We start from the raw sequence: 16,854 nt of genomic DNA on the forward strand, positions 1-16,854 counted from the left end.
GTGGGGTGCGTGGCCCAGGCCACGCACCCCACTTATCGCTTGTTTGACTACTCGTCGGTAGCATCCTGTCCATGGCAGAGACTCAAACGGTTGAGGCACCCCGCAGGGCGGCCAAGGACGAGCGTCGCGCGGCCAAGCTGGCCAAGGAGATCGGCGTGTTCGCCAAGGCGCACGGCGGCGTCGAGGGACAGCTCGCGTACATCGGGGAGCACGGCACGCGCATCGTGCTCGTCGGCGAGGACGGCGGCTGGGGCGACCTGGTCGCGTCGACGTACGAGGTCGCGCAGAAGGCCGTCGAGAAGGCGGGCATCACCGTCCACGAGGACTTCGACGGCGATTTCGCGGCGAAGGTCGAGACGGGACCGTACGAATGGAAGCGGATGGCGGGCATCCAGCTCGGCGGTTGAATTTAGAGCAACACCAGGCGCCCGTTCACCCGTTAGGACTGTAGGAGCACGGTCCATATACGGGGAGCCCGGATGATCGAAACGCCGTCCCTCGTGGATCAGTACTGCCATGGGGTGCTGCGTACGGAGCTGGGCCTCGGCACGTTCGAGGCCCACCTCGGCCGGGGCGAGGGGCCGCCCGCCCCCGGCACCACCTTCTTCGACACCCAGACCGGGTTCGCGGTGCGCCGCTGGTGCCCGCCGCTGCTCGGTCTGGAACCCCACTGTCCGCCCGCCCGCTATCTGGCCAGGCGCCGCGAGCTGGGCGTCGTCGAGGCGGGGCGCAGGCTGCTGCGCGGCAGCGGCATCACCACGTACCTCGTGGACACGGGTCTTGCCGACGACCTGACCGGACCCGCCGAGCTGGCCTCCGCGGCCCAGGGCGAGGCCCACGAGATCGTCCGCCTCGAACTCCTCGCGGAGCAGGTCGCGGACACCTCGGGGACCGTCGACTCCCTCCTCGCGAACCTCGCCGAATCGGTGCACGCCGCGGCCTCCGGCGCGGTCGCCTTCACCTCGGTCGCCGGGGTGCGCCACGGGCTCGCGCTCGCCCCGCAGCCGCCGGGCCCCGGCGAGGTGCGCGGCGCGGCGGGCCGGTGGCTGGCGGGGCGGCAGGTCGGCGGCGCCCTCACGGACCCCGTGCTGCTGCGGCACCTGCTGTGGATCGCGGTCGCATCGGGCCGCCCGCTGCAACTGCGCTGGGGGCACCTCGACCACACGGACCCGGTGGCCCTCGCCGAGTTCGCCCGCGCCACGGCGGGGCTCGGAACGGACGTCGTGCTGCTGCACGGCTACCCGTACCACCGCCACGCGGCGCATCTGGCGGGCGTCTTCCCGCACGTCTACGCGGACCTGGGCCCGGCACTCGCCCGCACCGGGGCGCGGGCGGCGGGGCTGTTCGCGGAGTTCCTGGAGCTGGCGCCCTTCGGGAAGCTGCTGTTCTCCACGGGCGCGCAGGGCCTGCCCGAGCTGCACGTCGTGGGCGCGCGGCTGTTCCGGCAGGCGCTCGGGCGGGTGCTCGGGGAGTGGGTCGCCGACGGCGCGTGGTCGCTGAGCGACGCGCAGCGGGTGGCGACGATGATCGCGTCGGGGACGGCGCGGAGGGTGTACGGGCTCGGAGCCGCCTGAGCGTTCCCGGGCCCGTACGGGGCGTCAGACCGCCGAGAGCGCCTGGCCCGTCTGCGAGGGGAGGTCCGGCTCCGACAGCGGGCGTTCGCGCAGCGAGAGCACCACGCGCAGCACCCCGATCCACACCAGCGCCGAGCCCAGCATGTGCAGGCCGACCAGGATCTCGGGGAGGTCCGTGAAGTACTGGACGTAGCCGATGATTCCCTGCGCGAGCAGGATCAGGAACAGGTCGCGGGTGCGGTGCAGCGGGCCCTTGGGGGCGTCGACCGCCTTCAGGACGAACCACAGCGCGAAGGTCAGGGTCACGACGATCCAGGCGAGGACCGCGTGCCCCTTCGCGACCGTCTCCCAGTCGAGCGGCATCCGGTGGACCTCGCGGGAGTCGCCCGCGTGCGGGCCCGCGCCGGTCACCACCGTGCCGACGAGGATCAGCAGCGACGCCGCCACCACCAGGAACCACACCAGCTGCTTGATGGCACCGCCGACCAGCGGACGCGGCGCGGCGTCGCCCTCACGGGTGCGCTGCCACATCAGGACGGCGACCGTGAGCAGGGCGGTGGTCAGGACGAAGTGGGCGGCCACCGTGTACGGGTTGAGGCCGACCAGGACGACGATGCCGCCGAGCACCGCGTTGCCCATCACGATCCAGAACTGGGCCCAGCCGAGCCGGGTCACCGTGCGCCGCCACGGCTTCTGCGAACGCGCGGCGATGATCGCCCAGCCGACCGCGGCGCACAGCACGTAGGTGAGCATGCGGTTGCCGAACTCGATGGCTCCGTGGAAGCCCATCTCGCTCGTCGCGGTCAGCGACTGGTCGGTGCACTTGGGCCAGGTCGGGCAGCCGAGCCCCGACCCGGTCAGGCGCACGGCGCCGCCGGTGCAGACGATGATCACCGTCATGACGACGGCGGACATGGCCGCGCGCTGGACGGTCCGCTGAGTGGGGGTCCAGTACTCGGCGATGAAGGCGAGCGGATTGCGCAGCGCCCGCGCGGCGTCGGTGGGGGTCAGCTTTGGCACGGGCCCATCGTAGGCCGCCGCTTGTGCACGGCTTCACGAGGGGGACGTAACTGGGCCAACTGTGACGGGGGTTACGTCCCCCCCGCCCCGGCCCGTACGTCACTCCCAGCGGAAGAAGCGCCCCGCCGCGCCGAGCCCCACGACCGCCCACACGGCCAGGATCCCCAGGTCGCCCCACGGCATCGCCGCGCCGTGCTGGAGCACGTCCCGCAGGCCGTCGGAGAGCGCCGAGATCGGCAGCAGGCCGAGGACCGACTGCGCGGCGTCGGGGAACTTGTCGAGCGGCACGATGACGCCGCCGCCGACCAGGAGGAGCAGAAAGACCAGGTTCGCCGCGGCGAGCGTGGCCTCCGCCTTGAGCGTGCCCGCCATGAGGAGGCCGAGGCCGGAGAACGCCGCCGTACCGAACACCAGGAGGAGGAGAACGGCGAACGGGTTCCCGTGCGGGGACCAGCCGAGCGCGAACGCGATGACGGTGAGGAGGACGACCTGGAGCACCTCGGTGACCAGGACGGACAGCGTCTTCGCGGTCATCAGCGCCCAGCGCGGAAGCGGCGAGGCGCCGAGCCGCTTGAGGACGCCGTAGCGCCGCTCGAAGCCGGTGGCGATGGCCTGGCCCGTGAAGGCCGTGGACATCACGGCGAGCGCGAGGATGCCGGGAGCGAGGAAGTCGACGGCCTTCCCGGACCCCGTGTCGACGATGTCGACGGCCGAGAACAGGACGAGCAGCAGCGTCGGGATGACGACGGTGAGCAGCAGCTGCTCGCCGTTGCGCAGCAGCATCTTCGTCTCGAGCGCGGCCTGCGTCGCGATCATGCGGGGGAGCGGGGCGGCTCCCGGGTGGGGGGTGTACGTACCGGCGCCGCGGTGCGTTTCGGTGGCGCTCATCCGCGCAGCTCCTTGCCGGTCATCTCAAGAAATACGTCTTCCAGGGTGTGCCGCTCGACGGAGATCTTCTCCGGCATCACGCCGTGCTGGGCGCACCAGGAGGTGACCGTCGCGAGGAGCTGCGGGTCGACCTTGCCGCTGACGCGGTAGGAGCCGGGGGTCAGTTCCGCGGCCGCGGCGTCGGCGGGCAGGGCCTTGAGCAGCGAGGCCACGTCGAGGCCCGGCCGCCCGGAGAAGCGGAGCGTGTTCTCGGCGCCGCCCTTGCACAGCTGCTCCGGGGTGCCCTGCGTGATGACCTTCCCGGCGTCGACGATCGCCACGTCGTCGGCGAGCTGCTCCGCCTCGTCCATGTAGTGCGTGGTGAGGATGACGGAGACGCCGTCGGCGCGCAGGTCCCGCACCAGGTCCCAGGTGGCGTGCCGGGCCTGCGGGTCCAGGCCCGCGGTCGGCTCGTCGAGGAACACCAGCTCGGGCCGGCCGACCACGGCCATGGCGAGCGCGAGCCGCTGCTGCTGGCCGCCGGAGAGCCGCCGGTAGGTCGTGCGGCCGCAACTGCCGAGGCCGAGGCGCTCGATGAGGGCGTCCACGTCGAGCGGGTGGGCGTGCAGCTTCGCGATGTGGCGGAGCATTTCGTCGGCGCGGGCGCCCGAGTAGACGCCGCCGGACTGCAACATGACGCCGATCCGGGGGCGCAGCGCGGAGGCCTGCTTGACCGGGTCGAGGCCGAGGACGCGGACGGTGCCCGAGTCCGGCCTGCGGTAGCCCTCGCAGGTCTCGATCGTGGTGGTCTTGCCCGCGCCGTTGGGGCCGAGTACGGCCGTGATGCCGGGGGCAGCCGTGAGGTCGAGGCCGTCGACCGCGGTCTTGGATCCGTACCGCTTCACCAGACCGGTGATGTGGACGACTGGCTCGCTTCGCATGGTGGGCAAGTCTAGGGACGCGGCGCGCTCCGCGGACGAGCGGGGCGGTGCGGGTGGGCCCGCCCGTGTCAGTCGGTGTCGGGGCGGTGTGCCGGGAGCCACTTCTCCGCGTACGCCACGGCGTCCGCGAGCCCGAAGAGGCGGGCCCCGGCGGCGCCGACCCGGCCGCGGACGACGGGGGTGTCGCGCTCGAAGGCGGCGCCCAGTTCGTCGAACCGGTCGCTGTCGATGGCCACCTCGCGCACGTGCTCCCACCCGTGGGGGCCCGGCCGCCCGGCGTCCTCGTAGCGGGCCGGGACGCGGTACTCGGCCAGGTGGAAGCCCGTACACGCCTCGTATCCGGCGCCCAGGAGCAGCACGCGCGCGTGCAGTTCCTCCAGGCGGGCCAGCGGGCTGCGCTCGCCGAGCCGACAGTCGGCCGCGTGCCCCTCGGTCACCGCGGCGGCACGCGGCCCGAGCGCCGCGAAGGACGTCTGCGGGTGAGCGCTGCGCAGGGCGCCCGGCCAGGTCCGCACGGTCTCCGGGACGACGCCGACACCGCGCGTGGGCGTGATCGCCGGGTCGTACGCGGGCATGGTGGCGCGGATGGTCTCCCACCACTCCCGGGGGACCGGCGGGCGGATCCACTCGGCCGGGTCCGTGAGCTCCCCGGACTGGGTCGGGACGACGAGTGTGCCGTCGGAGCCGAGCGCGTCGAGGAGGGCGCGGACGACCGCGACGGCCCCACCGTTCACCCACCCGAGGCTGCTGAGGGAGGTGTGGGCGAGGAGGGTGTCGCCCGGTCGGACGCCGAGTGCGCGCAGGTCCGCCGTGAGGGACGCCTGTGTGACGAGTGGGCCGGTCGGGAGGGGTGTGGGCATGGGGTGAGTGTCCTGGAGGGGTTGCCCGGGCGCCACGGAATTTGTCGGCGCCGACCCTGCCCGGGTGGGCGTTCCGATCGATCAAAGATCGTTTCCGCAGGTCACGGCATGTGACTACTTAGGTCTGCCTAAGTGATGCACGGCACCGAGAGCCGATCACCGCCGCGCTTGTCAGGGTCTGAGGAATTACGCAACAATGGCGTTGTGAAAAACGTCGGCGAGGCCCAAGAGGAGCTCACGACCGGGGAGCGGTCCACCCGCAACCGGGTCGCGCGTTCCATCCTGGACCACGGCCCGTCCACGGTCGCCGAGCTCGCCGGGCGCCTCGGCCTCACCCAGGCCGCCGTCCGCCGCCACCTCGACGCACTCGTTGCCGACAATGTCGTGGAGCCCAGGGACCAGCGCGTCTACGGAGCCCGCACCCGCGGCCGCCCCGCGAAGGTGTTCGCGCTGACCGACTGCGGCCGGGACGCCTTCGACCAGTCCTACGACAAGCTCGCCGCGGAAGCGCTCCGCTGGATCAAGGAGCAGGCCGGCGGGGACGAGGCGCTCGTCTCGTTCGCCCGCGCGCGGATCGCCGCGCAGGCCGGTCCCTACAAGGCGGCGGTCGAGGCCGCGGCCCCCGAGGAGCGCGCCCAGGCCCTGGCAAGGGCCTTGAGCGCGGACGGGTACGCTGCTACGGCGCGTAGCGCACCGGTCGGTGAGCAGCTCTGCCAGCACCACTGCCCAGTCGCCCACGTGGCCGAGCAGTTCCCGCAATTGTGCGAGGCCGAGACAGAAATGTTCTCGCAGTTGCTCGGCACTCACGTACAGCGACTGGCCACCATCGCCCATGGCGACGGGGTCTGTACGACGTTCATCCCCAAGAACACCCCCAACATCGCCCCACAAACCGACACAAACGCATCTGCAAGCACGGCCGGGAGGAACCCCGCATGACTCTCCCCATCGAGGAGACTGCCCACCCTGAGCTCGACGGCCTGGGCAAGTACGAATACGGCTGGGCGGACTCCGACGCGGCCGGTGCCTCTGCCAAGCGCGGCATCAACGAGGACGTCGTCAAGGACATCTCCGCCAAGAAGTCCGAGCCGGAGTGGATGACCAAGCTGCGTCTCAAGGGCCTCAAGCTGTTCGGCAAGAAGCCCATGCCGAACTGGGGCTCGGACCTGTCGGGCATCGACTTCGACAACATCAAGTACTTCGTGCGCTCCACGGAGAAGCAGGCGGAGTCCTGGGAGGACCTGCCCGAGGACATCAAGAACACGTACGACAAGCTCGGCATCCCCGAGGCGGAGAAGCAGCGCCTCGTCGCCGGTGTCGCGGCCCAGTACGAGTCCGAGGTCGTGTACCACCAGATCCGTGAGGACCTGGAGGAGCAGGGTGTCATCTTCATGGACACCGACACGGCCCTGAAGGAGCACCCGGAGCTCTTCAAGGAGTACTTCGGGACCGTCATCCCGGCCGGCGACAACAAGTTCGCCGCGCTGAACACCGCCGTGTGGTCGGGTGGCTCCTTCATCTACGTGCCGAAGGGCGTGCACGTGGAGATCCCGCTCCAGGCCTACTTCCGTATCAACACGGAGAACATGGGCCAGTTCGAGCGGACGCTGATCATCGTCGACGAGGACGCCTACGTCCACTACGTCGAGGGCTGCACCGCGCCGATCTACAAGTCGGACTCGCTGCACTCCGCGGTCGTCGAGATCATCGTCAAGAAGGGCGCCCGCTGCCGCTACACGACCATCCAGAACTGGTCGAACAACGTCTACAACCTGGTCACCAAGCGCGCCGTGGCGTACGAGGGCGCGACCATGGAGTGGATCGACGGCAACATCGGCTCCAAGGTCACCATGAAGTACCCGGCCGTCTACCTGATGGGCGAGCACGCCAAGGGTGAGACGCTGTCCATCGCCTTCGCGGGCGAGGGCCAGCACCAGGACGCCGGTTCCAAGATGGTCCACATGGCGCCGAACACGTCGTCCAACATCGTCTCGAAGTCCGTGGCGCGCGGCGGTGGCCGCACCTCCTACCGCGGTCTCGTCGAGATCGGCGAGGGCGCCCCCGGTTCGAAGTCGAACGTGCTGTGCGACGCCCTGCTCGTCGACACCATCTCGCGCTCCGACACGTACCCGTACGTCGACGTCCGCGAGGACGACGTGTCCATGGGCCACGAGGCGACGGTCTCCCGCGTCTCCGAGGACCAGCTCTTCTACCTGATGAGCCGCGGCATGAGCGAGTTCGAGGCCATGGCGATGATCGTGCGCGGCTTCGTCGAGCCGATCGCCAAGGAGCTGCCCATGGAGTACGCGCTCGAGCTCAACCGGCTGATCGAGCTCCAGATGGAAGGGTCGGTCGGCTAGCCCGCAAGGGCCCCAACCGCCTTCTCCGTCAAGCCACTTACGTACGTCACGAAAGCGAGCACCACGACAGCCATGGCTGAGGCTCAGAACATCCCCGCGGGGTCGACGACCACCGGAAACATCGCGGTGGCCGCCGAGTCGACCGTCGCCACGCGCATGAGCGCGCCCCCGTCCTTCGACGTGCAGGACTTCGCCGTCCCGCACGGCCGTGAGGAGGAGTGGCGGTTCACGCCGCTGGAGCGCCTTCGCGGGCTGCACGACGGCACCGCCACCGCGACCGGCGGCGTCAAGGTCGACGTCCAGGCCCCGGCCGGCGTCACCGTCGAGTCGGTCGGCCGCGACGACGCCCGCGTCGGCAAGGCCGGCAAGCCCGTCGACCGGGTCGCCGCGCAGGCGTACTCGGCGTTCGAGCAGGCGTCGGTCGTCTCCGTGCCCAAGGAGACGGTCCTCGACGAGCCGATCCGGATCGCCGTGCACGGCGAGGGCGGCGTCGCCTACGGCCACCAGGTCATCGAGCTGGGCGCCTTCGCCGAGGCCGTCGTCGTCATCGACCACACCGGTGACGCGGTGCTCGCCGCCAACGTCGACTACCTGCTCGGTGACGGCGCGAAGCTGACCGTCGTCTCCGTCCAGGACTGGGACGACAAGGCCGTCCACGTGGCGCAGCACAACGCGCTCGTCGGCCGCGACGCCTCCTTCAAGTCGGTCGTCGTCACCTTCGGCGGCGACGTCGTCCGCCTGCACCCGCGCGTGACGTACGCGTCCACCGGCGGCGAGGCCGAGCTCTTCGGCCTCTACTTCACCGACGCGGGCCAGCACCAGGAGCACCGCCTCCTGGTCGACCACGCCACCCCGCACTGCAAGTCCAACGTCGTCTACAAGGGCGCGCTCCAGGGCGACGACGCACACGCCGTGTGGATCGGTGACGTCCTCATCGAGGCCGCCGCCGAGGGCACGGACACGTACGAGCTGAACCGCAACCTGGTCCTCACGGACGGCGCGCGGGTCGACTCGGTGCCGAACCTCGAGATCGAGACCGGCGAGATCGTCGGCGCGGGCCACGCCTCGGCGACCGGCCGCTTCGACGACGAGCAGCTCTTCTACCTGATGGCCCGCGGCATCCCCGCCGACGAGGCGCGCCGCCTCGTCGTCGGCGGCTTCTTCGCCGAGCTGGTCCAGCAGATCGGTGTCCCGGACATCGAGGAGCGCCTGCTCGAGAAGATCGCGGCCGAGCTGGAGGCGACGGTCTGATGGCCTTCGTCCGCGCCTGTGACCTCAGCGAGCTGGAGAGCGACACCCCCAAGCGGGTCGAGCTCGACGGCACGCCGGTCTCGGTCGTCCGCACCGAGGGCGAGGTGTTCGCGATCAACGACATCTGCTCGCACGCGAACGTCTCCCTCTCCGAGGGCGAGGTGGAGGACTGCCAGATCGAGTGCTGGCTGCACGGCTCCGCCTTCGACCTGCGCACCGGCAAGCCGTCCGGCCTTCCCGCCACGCGCCCCGTCCCCGTTTACCCCGTACAGATCGAAGGGGGCAGCGTCCTCGTCGACGTCGGCGCCTCCCTCACCCAGGAGTCCTGAGACACCCATGGCTACGCTTGAAATCCGAGACCTGCACGTCACCGTCGAGGCCGACAACGCCACGAAGGAGATCCTCAAGGGCGTCGACCTCACCGTGAAGCAGGGTGAGACGCACGCCATCATGGGCCCCAACGGCTCCGGCAAGTCGACCCTCGCGTACTCCATCGCGGGTCACCCCAAGTACACGATCACGCAGGGCACCGTCACCCTCGACGGCGAGGACGTCCTCGAGATGTCCGTCGACGAGCGCGCCCGCGCCGGCATGTTCCTGGCCATGCAGTACCCGGTCGAGGTCCCCGGCGTCTCCGTCTCCAACTTCCTGCGCTCCTCGGCCACCGCGATCCGCGGCGAGGCCCCGAAGCTGCGCACGTGGGTGAAGGAGGTCAAGGGCGCGATGGAGACCCTCCAGATGGACCCGGCCTTCGCCGAGCGCAACGTGAACGAGGGCTTCTCCGGCGGTGAGAAGAAGCGCCACGAGATCCTCCAGATGGAGCTCCTCAAGCCGAAGATCGCGATCCTCGACGAGACCGACTCCGGCCTCGACGTCGACGCCCTCCGCCAGGTCTCCGACGGCGTCAACCGCGTCCGTGAGACCGGTGAGGTCGGCACCCTGCTGATCACGCACTACACGCGCATCCTGCGCTACATCAAGCCGGACTTCGTGCACGTCTTCTCGGGCGGCCGCATCGTCGAGTCCGGTGGCCCCGAACTGGCCGACACCCTCGAGGCCGAGGGCTACGAGAAGTACACGAAGGGTGGCGTATCCGCGTGACACAGCTGCCGGGCCTCCTCGACACCGAGGCGATCCGCAAGGACTTTCCGATCCTCGACCGGGTGCTCCACGACGGCAAGAACCTCGTGTACCTGGACAACGCGGCGACCTCGCAGACGCCGCGCCAGGTCCTCGACGCCATGACGGGGTACTACGAGCGGCACAACGCCAACGTCCACCGCGGCGTGCACGTGCTGGCCGAGGAGGCCACGGCGCTGTACGAGGGCGCGCGCGACAAGGTCGCCGCGTTCATCAACGCGCCGAGCCGCGACGAGGTCATCTTCACGAAGAACGCCTCGGAGTCGCTCAACCTCGTTGCCAACATGCTCGGTTGGGCCGACGAGCCGTACAAGGTCGACCACGAGACCGAGATCGTGATCACGGAGATGGAGCACCACTCCAACATCGTTCCGTGGCAGCTGCTCTCGCAGCGCACCGGCGCGAAGCTGAAGTGGTTCGGTCTGACGGACGACGGCCGTCTCGACCTGAGCAACATCGACGAGGTCATCACCGAGAAGACGAAGATCGTCTCCTTCGTGCTCGTGTCGAACATCCTCGGCACCCACAACCCGGTCGAGGCCATCGTGCGCCGCGCCCAGGAGGTCGGCGCCCTGGTCCTGATCGACGCCTCGCAGGCCGCCCCGCACATGCCGGTCGACGTGCAGGCGCTGCAGGCAGACTTCGTGGCCTTCACAGGACACAAGATGTGCGGCCCGACCGGCATCGGCGTCCTGTGGGGCCGCCAGGAGCTGCTCGAGGACCTGCCGCCCTTCCTCGGCGGCGGCGAGATGATCGAGACGGTGTCCATGCACTCCTCGACGTACGCCCCCGCGCCGCACAAGTTCGAGGCCGGTACGCCGCCGATCGCGGAGGCCGTCGGCCTCGGCGCGGCGATCGACTACCTGCAGTCGATCGGCATGGACAAGGTCCTCCAGCACGAGCAGGCGCTCACCGAGTACGCGGTGAAGCGGCTGCAGGAGGTCCCCGACCTGAAGATCATCGGCCCGGCCACGGCCGAGGACCGGGGCGCCGCGATCTCCTTCACGCTCGGCGACATCCACCCGCACGACGTGGGCCAGGTCCTCGACGAGCAGGGCATCGCGGTCCGGGTCGGTCACCACTGCGCACGGCCGGTCTGCCTGAGGTACGGAATTCCTGCGACCACGCGAGCGTCGTTCTATCTGTACTCCACGCCCGGCGAGATCGACGCTCTGGTCGACGGCCTGGAGCACGTACGGAACTTCTTCGGTTGAGGGGTTGGCGAGGAATCGCATGAAGCTGGATTCGATGTACCAGGAAGTCATCCTGGACCACTACAAGCACCCGCACGGCCGGGGCTTGCGGGATGGCGACGCCGAGGTGCACCACGTCAACCCGACGTGCGGTGACGAGATCACGCTGCGCGTGAAGTATGACGGCGAGACGATCGAGGACGTGTCGTACGAGGGGCAGGGCTGTTCCATCAGCCAGGCCTCGGCGTCCGTCCTCAACGATCTGCTGGTCGGCAAGGAACTGTCCGACGCGCGCCGGATCCAGGAGAGCTTCCTGGAGCTGATGCAGTCGAAGGGCCAGATCGAGCCCGACGACGCGATGGAGGAGGTCCTGGAGGACGCCGTCGCGTTCGCCGGGGTCTCCAAGTACCCGGCCCGAGTCAAGTGCGCCCTCCTGAGCTGGATGGCGTGGAAGGAAGCGACGGCGCAAGCCTTCGCGGAGGAGGCGAAGACCGCATGAGCGACAGCACGGCAGTGGAGATGAAGCCGGCCTCCGAGGAGGAGGTCCGCGAGGCGCTGTACGACGTCGTCGACCCCGAGCTGGGCATCGACGTCGTCAATCTGGGCCTGATCTACGGCATCCACATCGACGACGCGAACATCGCGACGATCGACATGACGCTGACGTCGGCGGCCTGTCCGCTCACGGACGTCATCGAGGACCAGGCGAAGTCCGCGACCGACGGCATCGTCAACGAGCTGCGGATCAACTGGGTCTGGATGCCGCCGTGGGGCCCGGACAAGATCACGGACGATGGCCGTGAGCAGCTGAGGGCGCTCGGCTTCAACGTGTGAGCTGATCAAGCCCCGCCGGCGATTGAGGCGCGGGGTCCGGGGCAGAGCCCCGCGACCGCACGCCCCGATCGCCGGCGGGGCTTTTTCGTGCCACCGTTATGTACACTCGTACACATGGGATACGTGCTGCTGGCCGGCGCCATAGCCGCCGAGGTGGGGGCCACCACCGCCATGAAGTACAGCGAGGGGTTCAGCAGGCTCTGGCCCTCGCTGCTCACCGTCGCCGGCTACATCGTCGCGTTCGCGCTGCTCGCGCAGACGCTGAAGACCGTGCAGATCGGCACGGCCTACGCGATCTGGGCGGGCGCCGGCACCGCCGTCATCGCCGCGATCGGCATGCTGTTCCTCGGTGAGGGCCTGACACTCGCCAAGGTCGGCGGGATCGCCCTCGTCATCGGCGGGGTCGTGCTGCTCAATGTGGGCGGGGCGCACTGATGGGGACGCGTCGCTACGACCCCGAGCGCCGCCAGCGGATCATCGACGCCGCGATCCGGGTGGTCGGCTCGAAGGGCATCGGCGGGCTCAGTCACCGCTCCGTCGCCGCCGAGGCGGACGTGCCGCTCGGCTCGACCACGTACCACTTCAAGACACTCGACGAGCTGATGGTGGCCGCGCTGCGGCAGGCCAACGAGGGCTTCGCGAAGGTCCTCTCCGCGCACCACGCCATCGAGGACGCGCGCAGCGATCTGCCGGCCGAGCTGGCCGCCGTGCTCGGCGAGTGGCTGGCGGGGGACCGGGACGGCGTGGAGCTGGAGTACGAGCTGTACCTGGCCGCGCTGCGCAGGCCGGCGCTGCGGCCCGTCGCCGCCGAGTGGTGCGAGGAGCTCGCCGAGGTCGTCTCCCGGCGCACCGACCCGGTCACCGCGCGGGCAGTGGTCGCGCTGATGGACGGGATCTCGCTCCAAGTGCTGCTCACGGGCGGCGAGTACGACGCCGGGTACACGCGGGACATGCTGGAGCGGCTGATTCCGTGAGGCCGGTTCCCGGTGAGTGCCGGGCGCCCGGCAGGTGAGACGGGGGGACGACCGGGTTCGCCTCCGCGGGGCCGTGCCGATTAAGTTTGGGGCCATGACCGACACCACTGCTCCCCGCTCCACCGGCGCCGTCGCCGCCGGCCTCGCCACCGTCACGTCCGACGGCACCGTTCTCGACACCTGGTTCCCCGCCCCGGGGCTCGACGCCGAGCCGGGACCGGCCGGGACCGAGAAGCTCTCCGCCGAGAAGGCCGTGGAGCTGCTCGGTGCGGGCGCGGCGAAGGCGATCGGCCCCGACGCCCGCCGCGGCGTGGAGATCGTGGCCGTCCGCACGGTCATCGCGTCCCTCGACGACAAGCCGCTCGACGCGCACGACGCGTACCTGCGCCTGCACCTGCTCTCCCACCGCCTGGTGAAGCCGCACGGCCAGAACCTGGACGGCCTGTTCGGTCTCCTGTCCAACGTCGCCTGGACCTCGCTCGGCCCGGTCGCCGTCGACAACCTGGAGACGGCTCGGCTGAACGCCCGCGCCGAGGGCCTGCACCTCCAGGTGACCTCCGTGGACAAGTTCCCGCGCATGACGGACTACGTCGCCCCCAAGGGCGTGCGCATCGCCGACGCCGACCGCGTCCGCCTGGGTGCGCACCTCGCCGAGGGCACGACGGTCATGCACGAGGGCTTCGTGAACTTCAACGCCGGCACGCTCGGTACGTCGATGGTCGAGGGCCGCATCTCCGCCGGTGTCGTCGTCGGCGACGGCTCGGACATCGGCGGCGGCGCCTCCACGATGGGCACGCTCTCCGGCGGCGGCAACGTCCGCATCGTCATCGGCGAGCGCTGCCTCGTCGGCGCCGAGGCGGGCGTCGGTATCGCGCTGGGCGACGAGTGCGTCGTCGAGGCCGGCCTGTACGTCACCGCGGGCACGCGCGTGACGATGCCCGACGGCCAGGTCGTCAAGGCCCGTGAGCTCTCCGGCGCCTCCAACATCCTCTTCCGCCGCAACTCGGTGACCGGCACGGTCGAGGCCCGCCCGAACAACGCGGTGTGGGGCGGCCTCAACGAGGTGCTGCACAGCCACAACTGACCTGCGTCAGCCGGTACAGGCGAGCGCCCTCCCGTACGCACGGGAGGGCGCTCGTCCGTTTTCCGGGGGACGTCAGGCGGGCCGCCCCGGTCGGAGGCGGCCGCGCAGTCCCTCGTAGGTCGCACCGAGGGCAAGGGACTGGAGCAGCGCGCTCACCGCGAGGCCGACGGTGAGGACCCAGTAATGGGCGTCCACGCCACCGATCGCGTCGATGACCGCCACCGCGACCAGGGACGTGGGGGCGGTGAAGAAGAAGGGCCAGACGCCGACGAAACCGGGGTCGGACGAGGTGAGCACGACGACGATCTCGAACACGACCGACGCGCCGACGAGGCCGAGGTAGATCGCGGACACCGGATTGGTGACGGTCAGGCGCAGCAGGGTGCGGGCGTTCATCGGTCTCGTCTCCCCGTGGGTGATGGTGCCTTCTACCCCATGGTCACGCCGGGCCCGCGGTCACGTCATGAGTATCCGTACCTGGTTCGCGCGCTGAGCAGCCGCTCGCACGCCGCCCGCAACCCGTCGGTCGCCTCGTGGCCGGCGGGTCGCAGGGGTGCGCGGACCGGGATGCCGAGGAGGGCCTTCGCGGTGACCGTGCCGGGCAGGCCCGCGTTCATCATCAAGTGGGTGAGGGGGACGGTGAGTCGCTGGCGGCGGGCGGCCTCCGCCGTGTCGCCGGCGTCGTACGCGTCGATGATGGCGCGGAAGGCGGCGGGCGCCACGTTCGAGACCGTCGAGACATAGCCCGCGCCGCCCAGCGCGTAGAGCGCCAGGACGTACTCGTCGCAGCCCGTGTAGTACGCCAGGTCCGTTTCGGACATGACCCGTTGGGTGCCCAGCAGGTCGTACGCGCAGTCCTTCACGGCGACGATCCGGGGGTGGTCGGCGAGCCGGATCATCGTGTCCGGCTCGATGCGGGTGCCGGTGCGGCCGGGGATGTCGTACAGCATCAGGGGCAGGTCCGTGGCGTCGGCGACCGTGCGGAAGTGGGCCTCGATCGCGTCCTGCGGCGGCCGGCTGTAGTACGGGGTGACCACCAACAGGCCGTCGGCGCCCGCCTCTTGGGCCTGGCGGGCGAGGTCGACGGTGTGGCGGGTGTCGGGCGTGCCGATGCCGGCGACGACCTTCGCGCGGCCGTCGACCGCCTCGCGTACCGCGCGTACGAGGTCCGCCTTCTCCGTGTCCGTCGTCGTCGGTGACTCGCCGGTCGTGCCGGACAGGACGAGGCCCTCGCAGCCCTCGGTGACCAGCCGATCGGCCAGCTTCCGGGCGGCCGGCAGGTCGAGCGCACCCGTCCGTGTGAAGGGCGTGACCATGGCGCACAGGGCGCGGTTGAAGGGGGAGGGGTGCGGGGCTGCGTCGGTCATGAGGGGAGTGTCGGCCCGGGCGCGATGTAGCTCCACTTAATTCTGCTACGAGGTGGTGCGAAGCACCGCTGAAGTGTCGAGGCGGAAGCGGAACGGCGGGGCTTGAATTCGACGTCCAGCGTCCGGTTTGGCTGAGATGGGTGCTTCAGGCGGCACAGCGGGAACCCGATGAACCGCAGTGAAGACGCTGGTCCGTTGGCGAGGTGCGTGTGGTGCGAGACGTGGTGATGGCGCTTGCCGCGCCCGCGGTGATGTGTGCGAGTGGGATCTACGCGGCATGCGCCGTGTGGTGGCGGCGCCGACACCCGGCGCCCGCGCCCTGGTCGCAGGCCGGGCTGCGGCTCGCGGGGGAGCGGGCGGTCGCCGTGGCCGAGGCCGTGGTGGCCGACGAGCACGCCCTGCTCGTCCAGGACGCCGAACGCACTGGTGCCAAATCGGGTCGTATGCGCCACCATGAGAGGCCGGTGACCGGCAACCGGGTCGCCGAAGGCCGTTCAGGGGAGGCACCATGAGGCTCGGCAAAGCACTCGCCACCGGAATCGCCGAAGAAGCGCCGCGGGAGAGCGAGCGCCCCGAAGTGGACGGGCGGGAACAGGAGTTGGTCGTCGAGGTCGCCGTGCGCGATGTTGCACCGGAGCCCGCCGAGGTCCCGGCCGCGCGATGAGGCTGCGGCTCCCACAGGAGCGTCCGACGGAGCCGCCCACCGGTTACAAGATCGCCCACCCCGTGCTCGACGCGGACGGTGCGGGCGCCGGTTTTCTGGGTGTCTCGCTCGGCGCCGCCGCGCCCTACAAGGTGCTCGACGAGGCGCGCTGCGTGTACGGGCGGCGGCACCGCGCACCGCACCGGCGCTGCGACTGCGGATTCCACTGCGTCCACGAACGCCGGTGCGCGGAAGGGCTGTTGGTGCAGTCCGTGCACCGTAGGGCGGTGCTGCTCGAAGTCTCCGTCCTCGGTCCCTACATCCGGTTCGAGCGCGGTTTCCGCTACGGGCGCCAGCGGGTGCGCGCCGCCACCCTCGGGCCGTGCCCGTGCGGCGCCGAGGCGGCCGTGCTCGCGGACGCCGGGTGGGGGCGCGCCGGGCGGCTGGTGTTGGAAGCGGCGTGCGCGGGGTGCGTGGGCGGGCGTCCGCGCTGGACCCTGGAGGCGTTCGCCCGGCTCGCGGGCGACGGGCTGCGGGTGCGCGCCGCGCCGGGCGCGGGGCCGCCCGGGCCTGCCCCCGGGATGCCGGAACTGGCCGCGGAGGCGGCGCTGCTCCAGGCCCGACTCGACTGGTTCCAGGGGCAGTTGGCACGCCTGGGGCGGGGGACGGACGAGGGTGGACAGTCGCGCGGGGGCGGGCCGGGGCGACCTGTGGGACCGTAGGTCCATGCGACGAGGGCGGCGGTC

22 protein-coding genes are annotated in these 16,854 nt (G+C 70.7%); 16 read left to right on the top strand and 6 right to left on the bottom strand.

What is annotated here, in order from left to right:
* The first annotated feature begins 71 nt into the window (after positions 1–71).
* Both ACP4E5_RS33445 and ACP4E5_RS33450 read left to right on the top strand, forming a co-directional pair.
* Positions 72–407 (top strand): hypothetical protein, encoded by a 336-nt coding sequence (locus ACP4E5_RS33445; RefSeq protein ID WP_425835281.1) that lies wholly within the window; start codon positions 72–74, stop codon positions 405–407.
* Between the two features lie 72 nt (positions 408–479).
* Positions 480–1,574, top strand: coding sequence for an amidohydrolase family protein (locus ACP4E5_RS33450; RefSeq protein WP_425835282.1), 1,095 nt, complete (start codon positions 480–482; stop codon positions 1,572–1,574).
* A gap of 24 nt (positions 1,575–1,598) precedes the next feature.
* Here ACP4E5_RS33450 and ACP4E5_RS33455 read toward each other — a convergent pair whose 3' ends face one another.
* From ACP4E5_RS33455 to ACP4E5_RS33470, 4 genes are all read right to left on the bottom strand, one after another.
* Positions 1,599–2,594 (bottom strand): COX15/CtaA family protein, encoded by a 996-nt coding sequence (locus ACP4E5_RS33455; RefSeq protein ID WP_425835283.1) that lies wholly within the window; start codon positions 2,592–2,594, stop codon positions 1,599–1,601.
* Positions 2,595–2,693: 99 nt separating this feature from the next.
* Positions 2,694–3,482, bottom strand: a complete 789-nt coding sequence (locus tag ACP4E5_RS33460; protein WP_425835284.1) for an ABC transporter permease — start codon at positions 3,480–3,482, stop codon at positions 2,694–2,696.
* Complete coding sequence (locus ACP4E5_RS33465) at positions 3,479–4,402, bottom strand: ABC transporter ATP-binding protein (RefSeq protein ID WP_425835286.1); 924 nt, start codon at positions 4,400–4,402, stop codon at positions 3,479–3,481. Before ACP4E5_RS33465 ends, ACP4E5_RS33460 begins: the two co-directional genes overlap by 4 nt.
* 68 nt (positions 4,403–4,470) lie before the next feature.
* Positions 4,471–5,262, bottom strand: a complete 792-nt coding sequence (locus ACP4E5_RS33470) for an AAC(3) family N-acetyltransferase (protein WP_425835288.1) — start codon at positions 5,260–5,262, stop codon at positions 4,471–4,473.
* 204 nt (positions 5,263–5,466) lie between these two features.
* On the opposite strand from ACP4E5_RS33470, the gene ACP4E5_RS33475 reads away from it, so the two are divergent.
* From ACP4E5_RS33475 to dapD, 11 genes are all read left to right on the top strand, one after another.
* Complete coding sequence (locus ACP4E5_RS33475) at positions 5,467–6,201, top strand: helix-turn-helix transcriptional regulator (protein WP_425835290.1); 735 nt, start codon at positions 5,467–5,469, stop codon at positions 6,199–6,201.
* Positions 6,198–7,622, top strand: coding sequence for a Fe-S cluster assembly protein SufB (sufB, locus tag ACP4E5_RS33480; protein WP_425835292.1), 1,425 nt, complete (start codon positions 6,198–6,200; stop codon positions 7,620–7,622). Before ACP4E5_RS33475 ends, sufB begins: the two co-directional genes overlap by 4 nt.
* A 72-nt stretch (positions 7,623–7,694) precedes the next feature.
* Entirely contained in the window at positions 7,695–8,873 is a 1,179-nt protein-coding gene (gene sufD, locus ACP4E5_RS33485; RefSeq protein WP_425835293.1) for a Fe-S cluster assembly protein SufD, read from the top strand.
* The gene (locus ACP4E5_RS33490; protein WP_425835295.1) at positions 8,873–9,202 is read left to right on the top strand and encodes a non-heme iron oxygenase ferredoxin subunit; all 330 of its coding nucleotides are present in this window, start codon (positions 8,873–8,875) and stop codon (positions 9,200–9,202) included. The genes sufD and ACP4E5_RS33490 overlap by 1 nt, the downstream gene beginning before the upstream one ends.
* Before the next feature lie 7 nt (positions 9,203–9,209).
* Positions 9,210–9,974, top strand: a complete 765-nt coding sequence (sufC, locus tag ACP4E5_RS33495; RefSeq protein WP_425835297.1) for a Fe-S cluster assembly ATPase SufC — start codon at positions 9,210–9,212, stop codon at positions 9,972–9,974.
* On the top strand, positions 9,971–11,227 hold the full coding sequence (locus tag ACP4E5_RS33500; RefSeq protein ID WP_425835299.1) for a cysteine desulfurase: 1,257 nt from the start codon (positions 9,971–9,973) through the stop codon (positions 11,225–11,227). Before sufC ends, ACP4E5_RS33500 begins: the two co-directional genes overlap by 4 nt.
* 19 nt (positions 11,228–11,246) lie before the next feature.
* On the top strand, positions 11,247–11,705 hold the full coding sequence (gene sufU / locus ACP4E5_RS33505) for a Fe-S cluster assembly sulfur transfer protein SufU (RefSeq protein ID WP_425835301.1): 459 nt from the start codon (positions 11,247–11,249) through the stop codon (positions 11,703–11,705).
* Positions 11,702–12,040: a metal-sulfur cluster assembly factor gene (locus tag ACP4E5_RS33510; RefSeq protein WP_361081375.1), complete on the top strand. Its 339-nt coding sequence runs from the start codon at positions 11,702–11,704 to the stop codon at positions 12,038–12,040. The genes sufU and ACP4E5_RS33510 overlap by 4 nt, the downstream gene beginning before the upstream one ends.
* Positions 12,041–12,154: 114 nt before the next feature.
* Complete coding sequence (locus ACP4E5_RS33515) at positions 12,155–12,475, top strand: DMT family transporter (RefSeq protein ID WP_425835303.1); 321 nt, start codon at positions 12,155–12,157, stop codon at positions 12,473–12,475.
* A complete protein-coding gene (locus ACP4E5_RS33520) occupies positions 12,475–13,014 on the top strand; it encodes a TetR/AcrR family transcriptional regulator (protein ID WP_425835305.1) in 540 nt (179 codons plus the stop codon). Before ACP4E5_RS33515 ends, ACP4E5_RS33520 begins: the two co-directional genes overlap by 1 nt.
* A 94-nt stretch (positions 13,015–13,108) precedes the next feature.
* The gene (dapD, locus tag ACP4E5_RS33525; protein WP_425835307.1) at positions 13,109–14,098 is read left to right on the top strand and encodes a 2,3,4,5-tetrahydropyridine-2,6-dicarboxylate N-succinyltransferase; all 990 of its coding nucleotides are present in this window, start codon (positions 13,109–13,111) and stop codon (positions 14,096–14,098) included.
* 72 nt (positions 14,099–14,170) lie between these two features.
* On the opposite strand, the gene ACP4E5_RS33530 is transcribed toward dapD, so the two are convergent.
* Together ACP4E5_RS33530 and dapA are read right to left on the bottom strand one after the other, a co-directional pair.
* Positions 14,171–14,494 (bottom strand): SCO4225 family membrane protein, encoded by a 324-nt coding sequence (locus ACP4E5_RS33530; protein WP_425835309.1) that lies wholly within the window; start codon positions 14,492–14,494, stop codon positions 14,171–14,173.
* A gap of 65 nt (positions 14,495–14,559) precedes the next feature.
* Positions 14,560–15,465, bottom strand: coding sequence for a 4-hydroxy-tetrahydrodipicolinate synthase (gene dapA, locus ACP4E5_RS33535; protein ID WP_425835311.1), 906 nt, complete (start codon positions 15,463–15,465; stop codon positions 14,560–14,562).
* 212 nt (positions 15,466–15,677) lie between these two features.
* On the opposite strand from dapA, the gene ACP4E5_RS33540 reads away from it, so the two are divergent.
* The 3 genes from ACP4E5_RS33540 to ACP4E5_RS33550 are packed head-to-tail and all read left to right on the top strand — an operon-like array spanning position 15,678 to position 16,830.
* Positions 15,678–15,977: a hypothetical protein gene (locus ACP4E5_RS33540; protein WP_425835313.1), complete on the top strand. Its 300-nt coding sequence runs from the start codon at positions 15,678–15,680 to the stop codon at positions 15,975–15,977.
* Positions 15,974–16,129, top strand: coding sequence for a hypothetical protein (locus ACP4E5_RS33545; protein ID WP_425835314.1), 156 nt, complete (start codon positions 15,974–15,976; stop codon positions 16,127–16,129). The genes ACP4E5_RS33540 and ACP4E5_RS33545 overlap by 4 nt, the downstream gene beginning before the upstream one ends.
* Positions 16,126–16,830: a hypothetical protein gene (locus ACP4E5_RS33550; RefSeq protein WP_425835316.1), complete on the top strand. Its 705-nt coding sequence runs from the start codon at positions 16,126–16,128 to the stop codon at positions 16,828–16,830. The genes ACP4E5_RS33545 and ACP4E5_RS33550 overlap by 4 nt, the downstream gene beginning before the upstream one ends.
* Positions 16,831–16,854: the final 24 nt, after the last annotated feature.

It is taken from the genome of Streptomyces fractus, assembly GCF_049844455.1.
Classification (GTDB): Bacteria; Actinomycetota; Actinomycetes; order Streptomycetales; family Streptomycetaceae; genus Streptomyces; species Streptomyces fractus.

Coding starts and splice junctions, on each gene's coding strand:
- ACP4E5_RS33445 (WP_425835281.1), top strand. CDS start 72: ATGGCAGAGACTCAAACGGTTGAGGCACCCCGCAGGGCGGCCAAGGAC.
- ACP4E5_RS33450 (WP_425835282.1), top strand. CDS start 480: ATGATCGAAACGCCGTCCCTCGTGGATCAGTACTGCCATGGGGTGCTG.
- ACP4E5_RS33460 (WP_425835284.1), bottom strand. CDS start 3,482: ATGAGCGCCACCGAAACGCACCGCGGCGCCGGTACGTACACCCCCCAC.
- ACP4E5_RS33465 (WP_425835286.1), bottom strand. CDS start 4,402: ATGCGAAGCGAGCCAGTCGTCCACATCACCGGTCTGGTGAAGCGGTAC.
- ACP4E5_RS33470 (WP_425835288.1), bottom strand. CDS start 5,262: ATGCCCACACCCCTCCCGACCGGCCCACTCGTCACACAGGCGTCCCTC.
- sufB (WP_425835292.1), top strand. CDS start 6,198: ATGACTCTCCCCATCGAGGAGACTGCCCACCCTGAGCTCGACGGCCTG.
- sufD (WP_425835293.1), top strand. CDS start 7,695: ATGGCTGAGGCTCAGAACATCCCCGCGGGGTCGACGACCACCGGAAAC.
- ACP4E5_RS33490 (WP_425835295.1), top strand. CDS start 8,873: ATGGCCTTCGTCCGCGCCTGTGACCTCAGCGAGCTGGAGAGCGACACC.
- sufC (WP_425835297.1), top strand. CDS start 9,210: ATGGCTACGCTTGAAATCCGAGACCTGCACGTCACCGTCGAGGCCGAC.
- sufU (WP_425835301.1), top strand. CDS start 11,247: ATGAAGCTGGATTCGATGTACCAGGAAGTCATCCTGGACCACTACAAG.
- ACP4E5_RS33510 (WP_361081375.1), top strand. CDS start 11,702: ATGAGCGACAGCACGGCAGTGGAGATGAAGCCGGCCTCCGAGGAGGAG.
- ACP4E5_RS33515 (WP_425835303.1), top strand. CDS start 12,155: ATGGGATACGTGCTGCTGGCCGGCGCCATAGCCGCCGAGGTGGGGGCC.
- ACP4E5_RS33520 (WP_425835305.1), top strand. CDS start 12,475: ATGGGGACGCGTCGCTACGACCCCGAGCGCCGCCAGCGGATCATCGAC.
- dapD (WP_425835307.1), top strand. CDS start 13,109: ATGACCGACACCACTGCTCCCCGCTCCACCGGCGCCGTCGCCGCCGGC.
- ACP4E5_RS33530 (WP_425835309.1), bottom strand. CDS start 14,494: ATGAACGCCCGCACCCTGCTGCGCCTGACCGTCACCAATCCGGTGTCC.
- dapA (WP_425835311.1), bottom strand. CDS start 15,465: ATGACCGACGCAGCCCCGCACCCCTCCCCCTTCAACCGCGCCCTGTGC.
- ACP4E5_RS33545 (WP_425835314.1), top strand. CDS start 15,974: ATGAGGCTCGGCAAAGCACTCGCCACCGGAATCGCCGAAGAAGCGCCG.
- ACP4E5_RS33550 (WP_425835316.1), top strand. CDS start 16,126: ATGAGGCTGCGGCTCCCACAGGAGCGTCCGACGGAGCCGCCCACCGGT.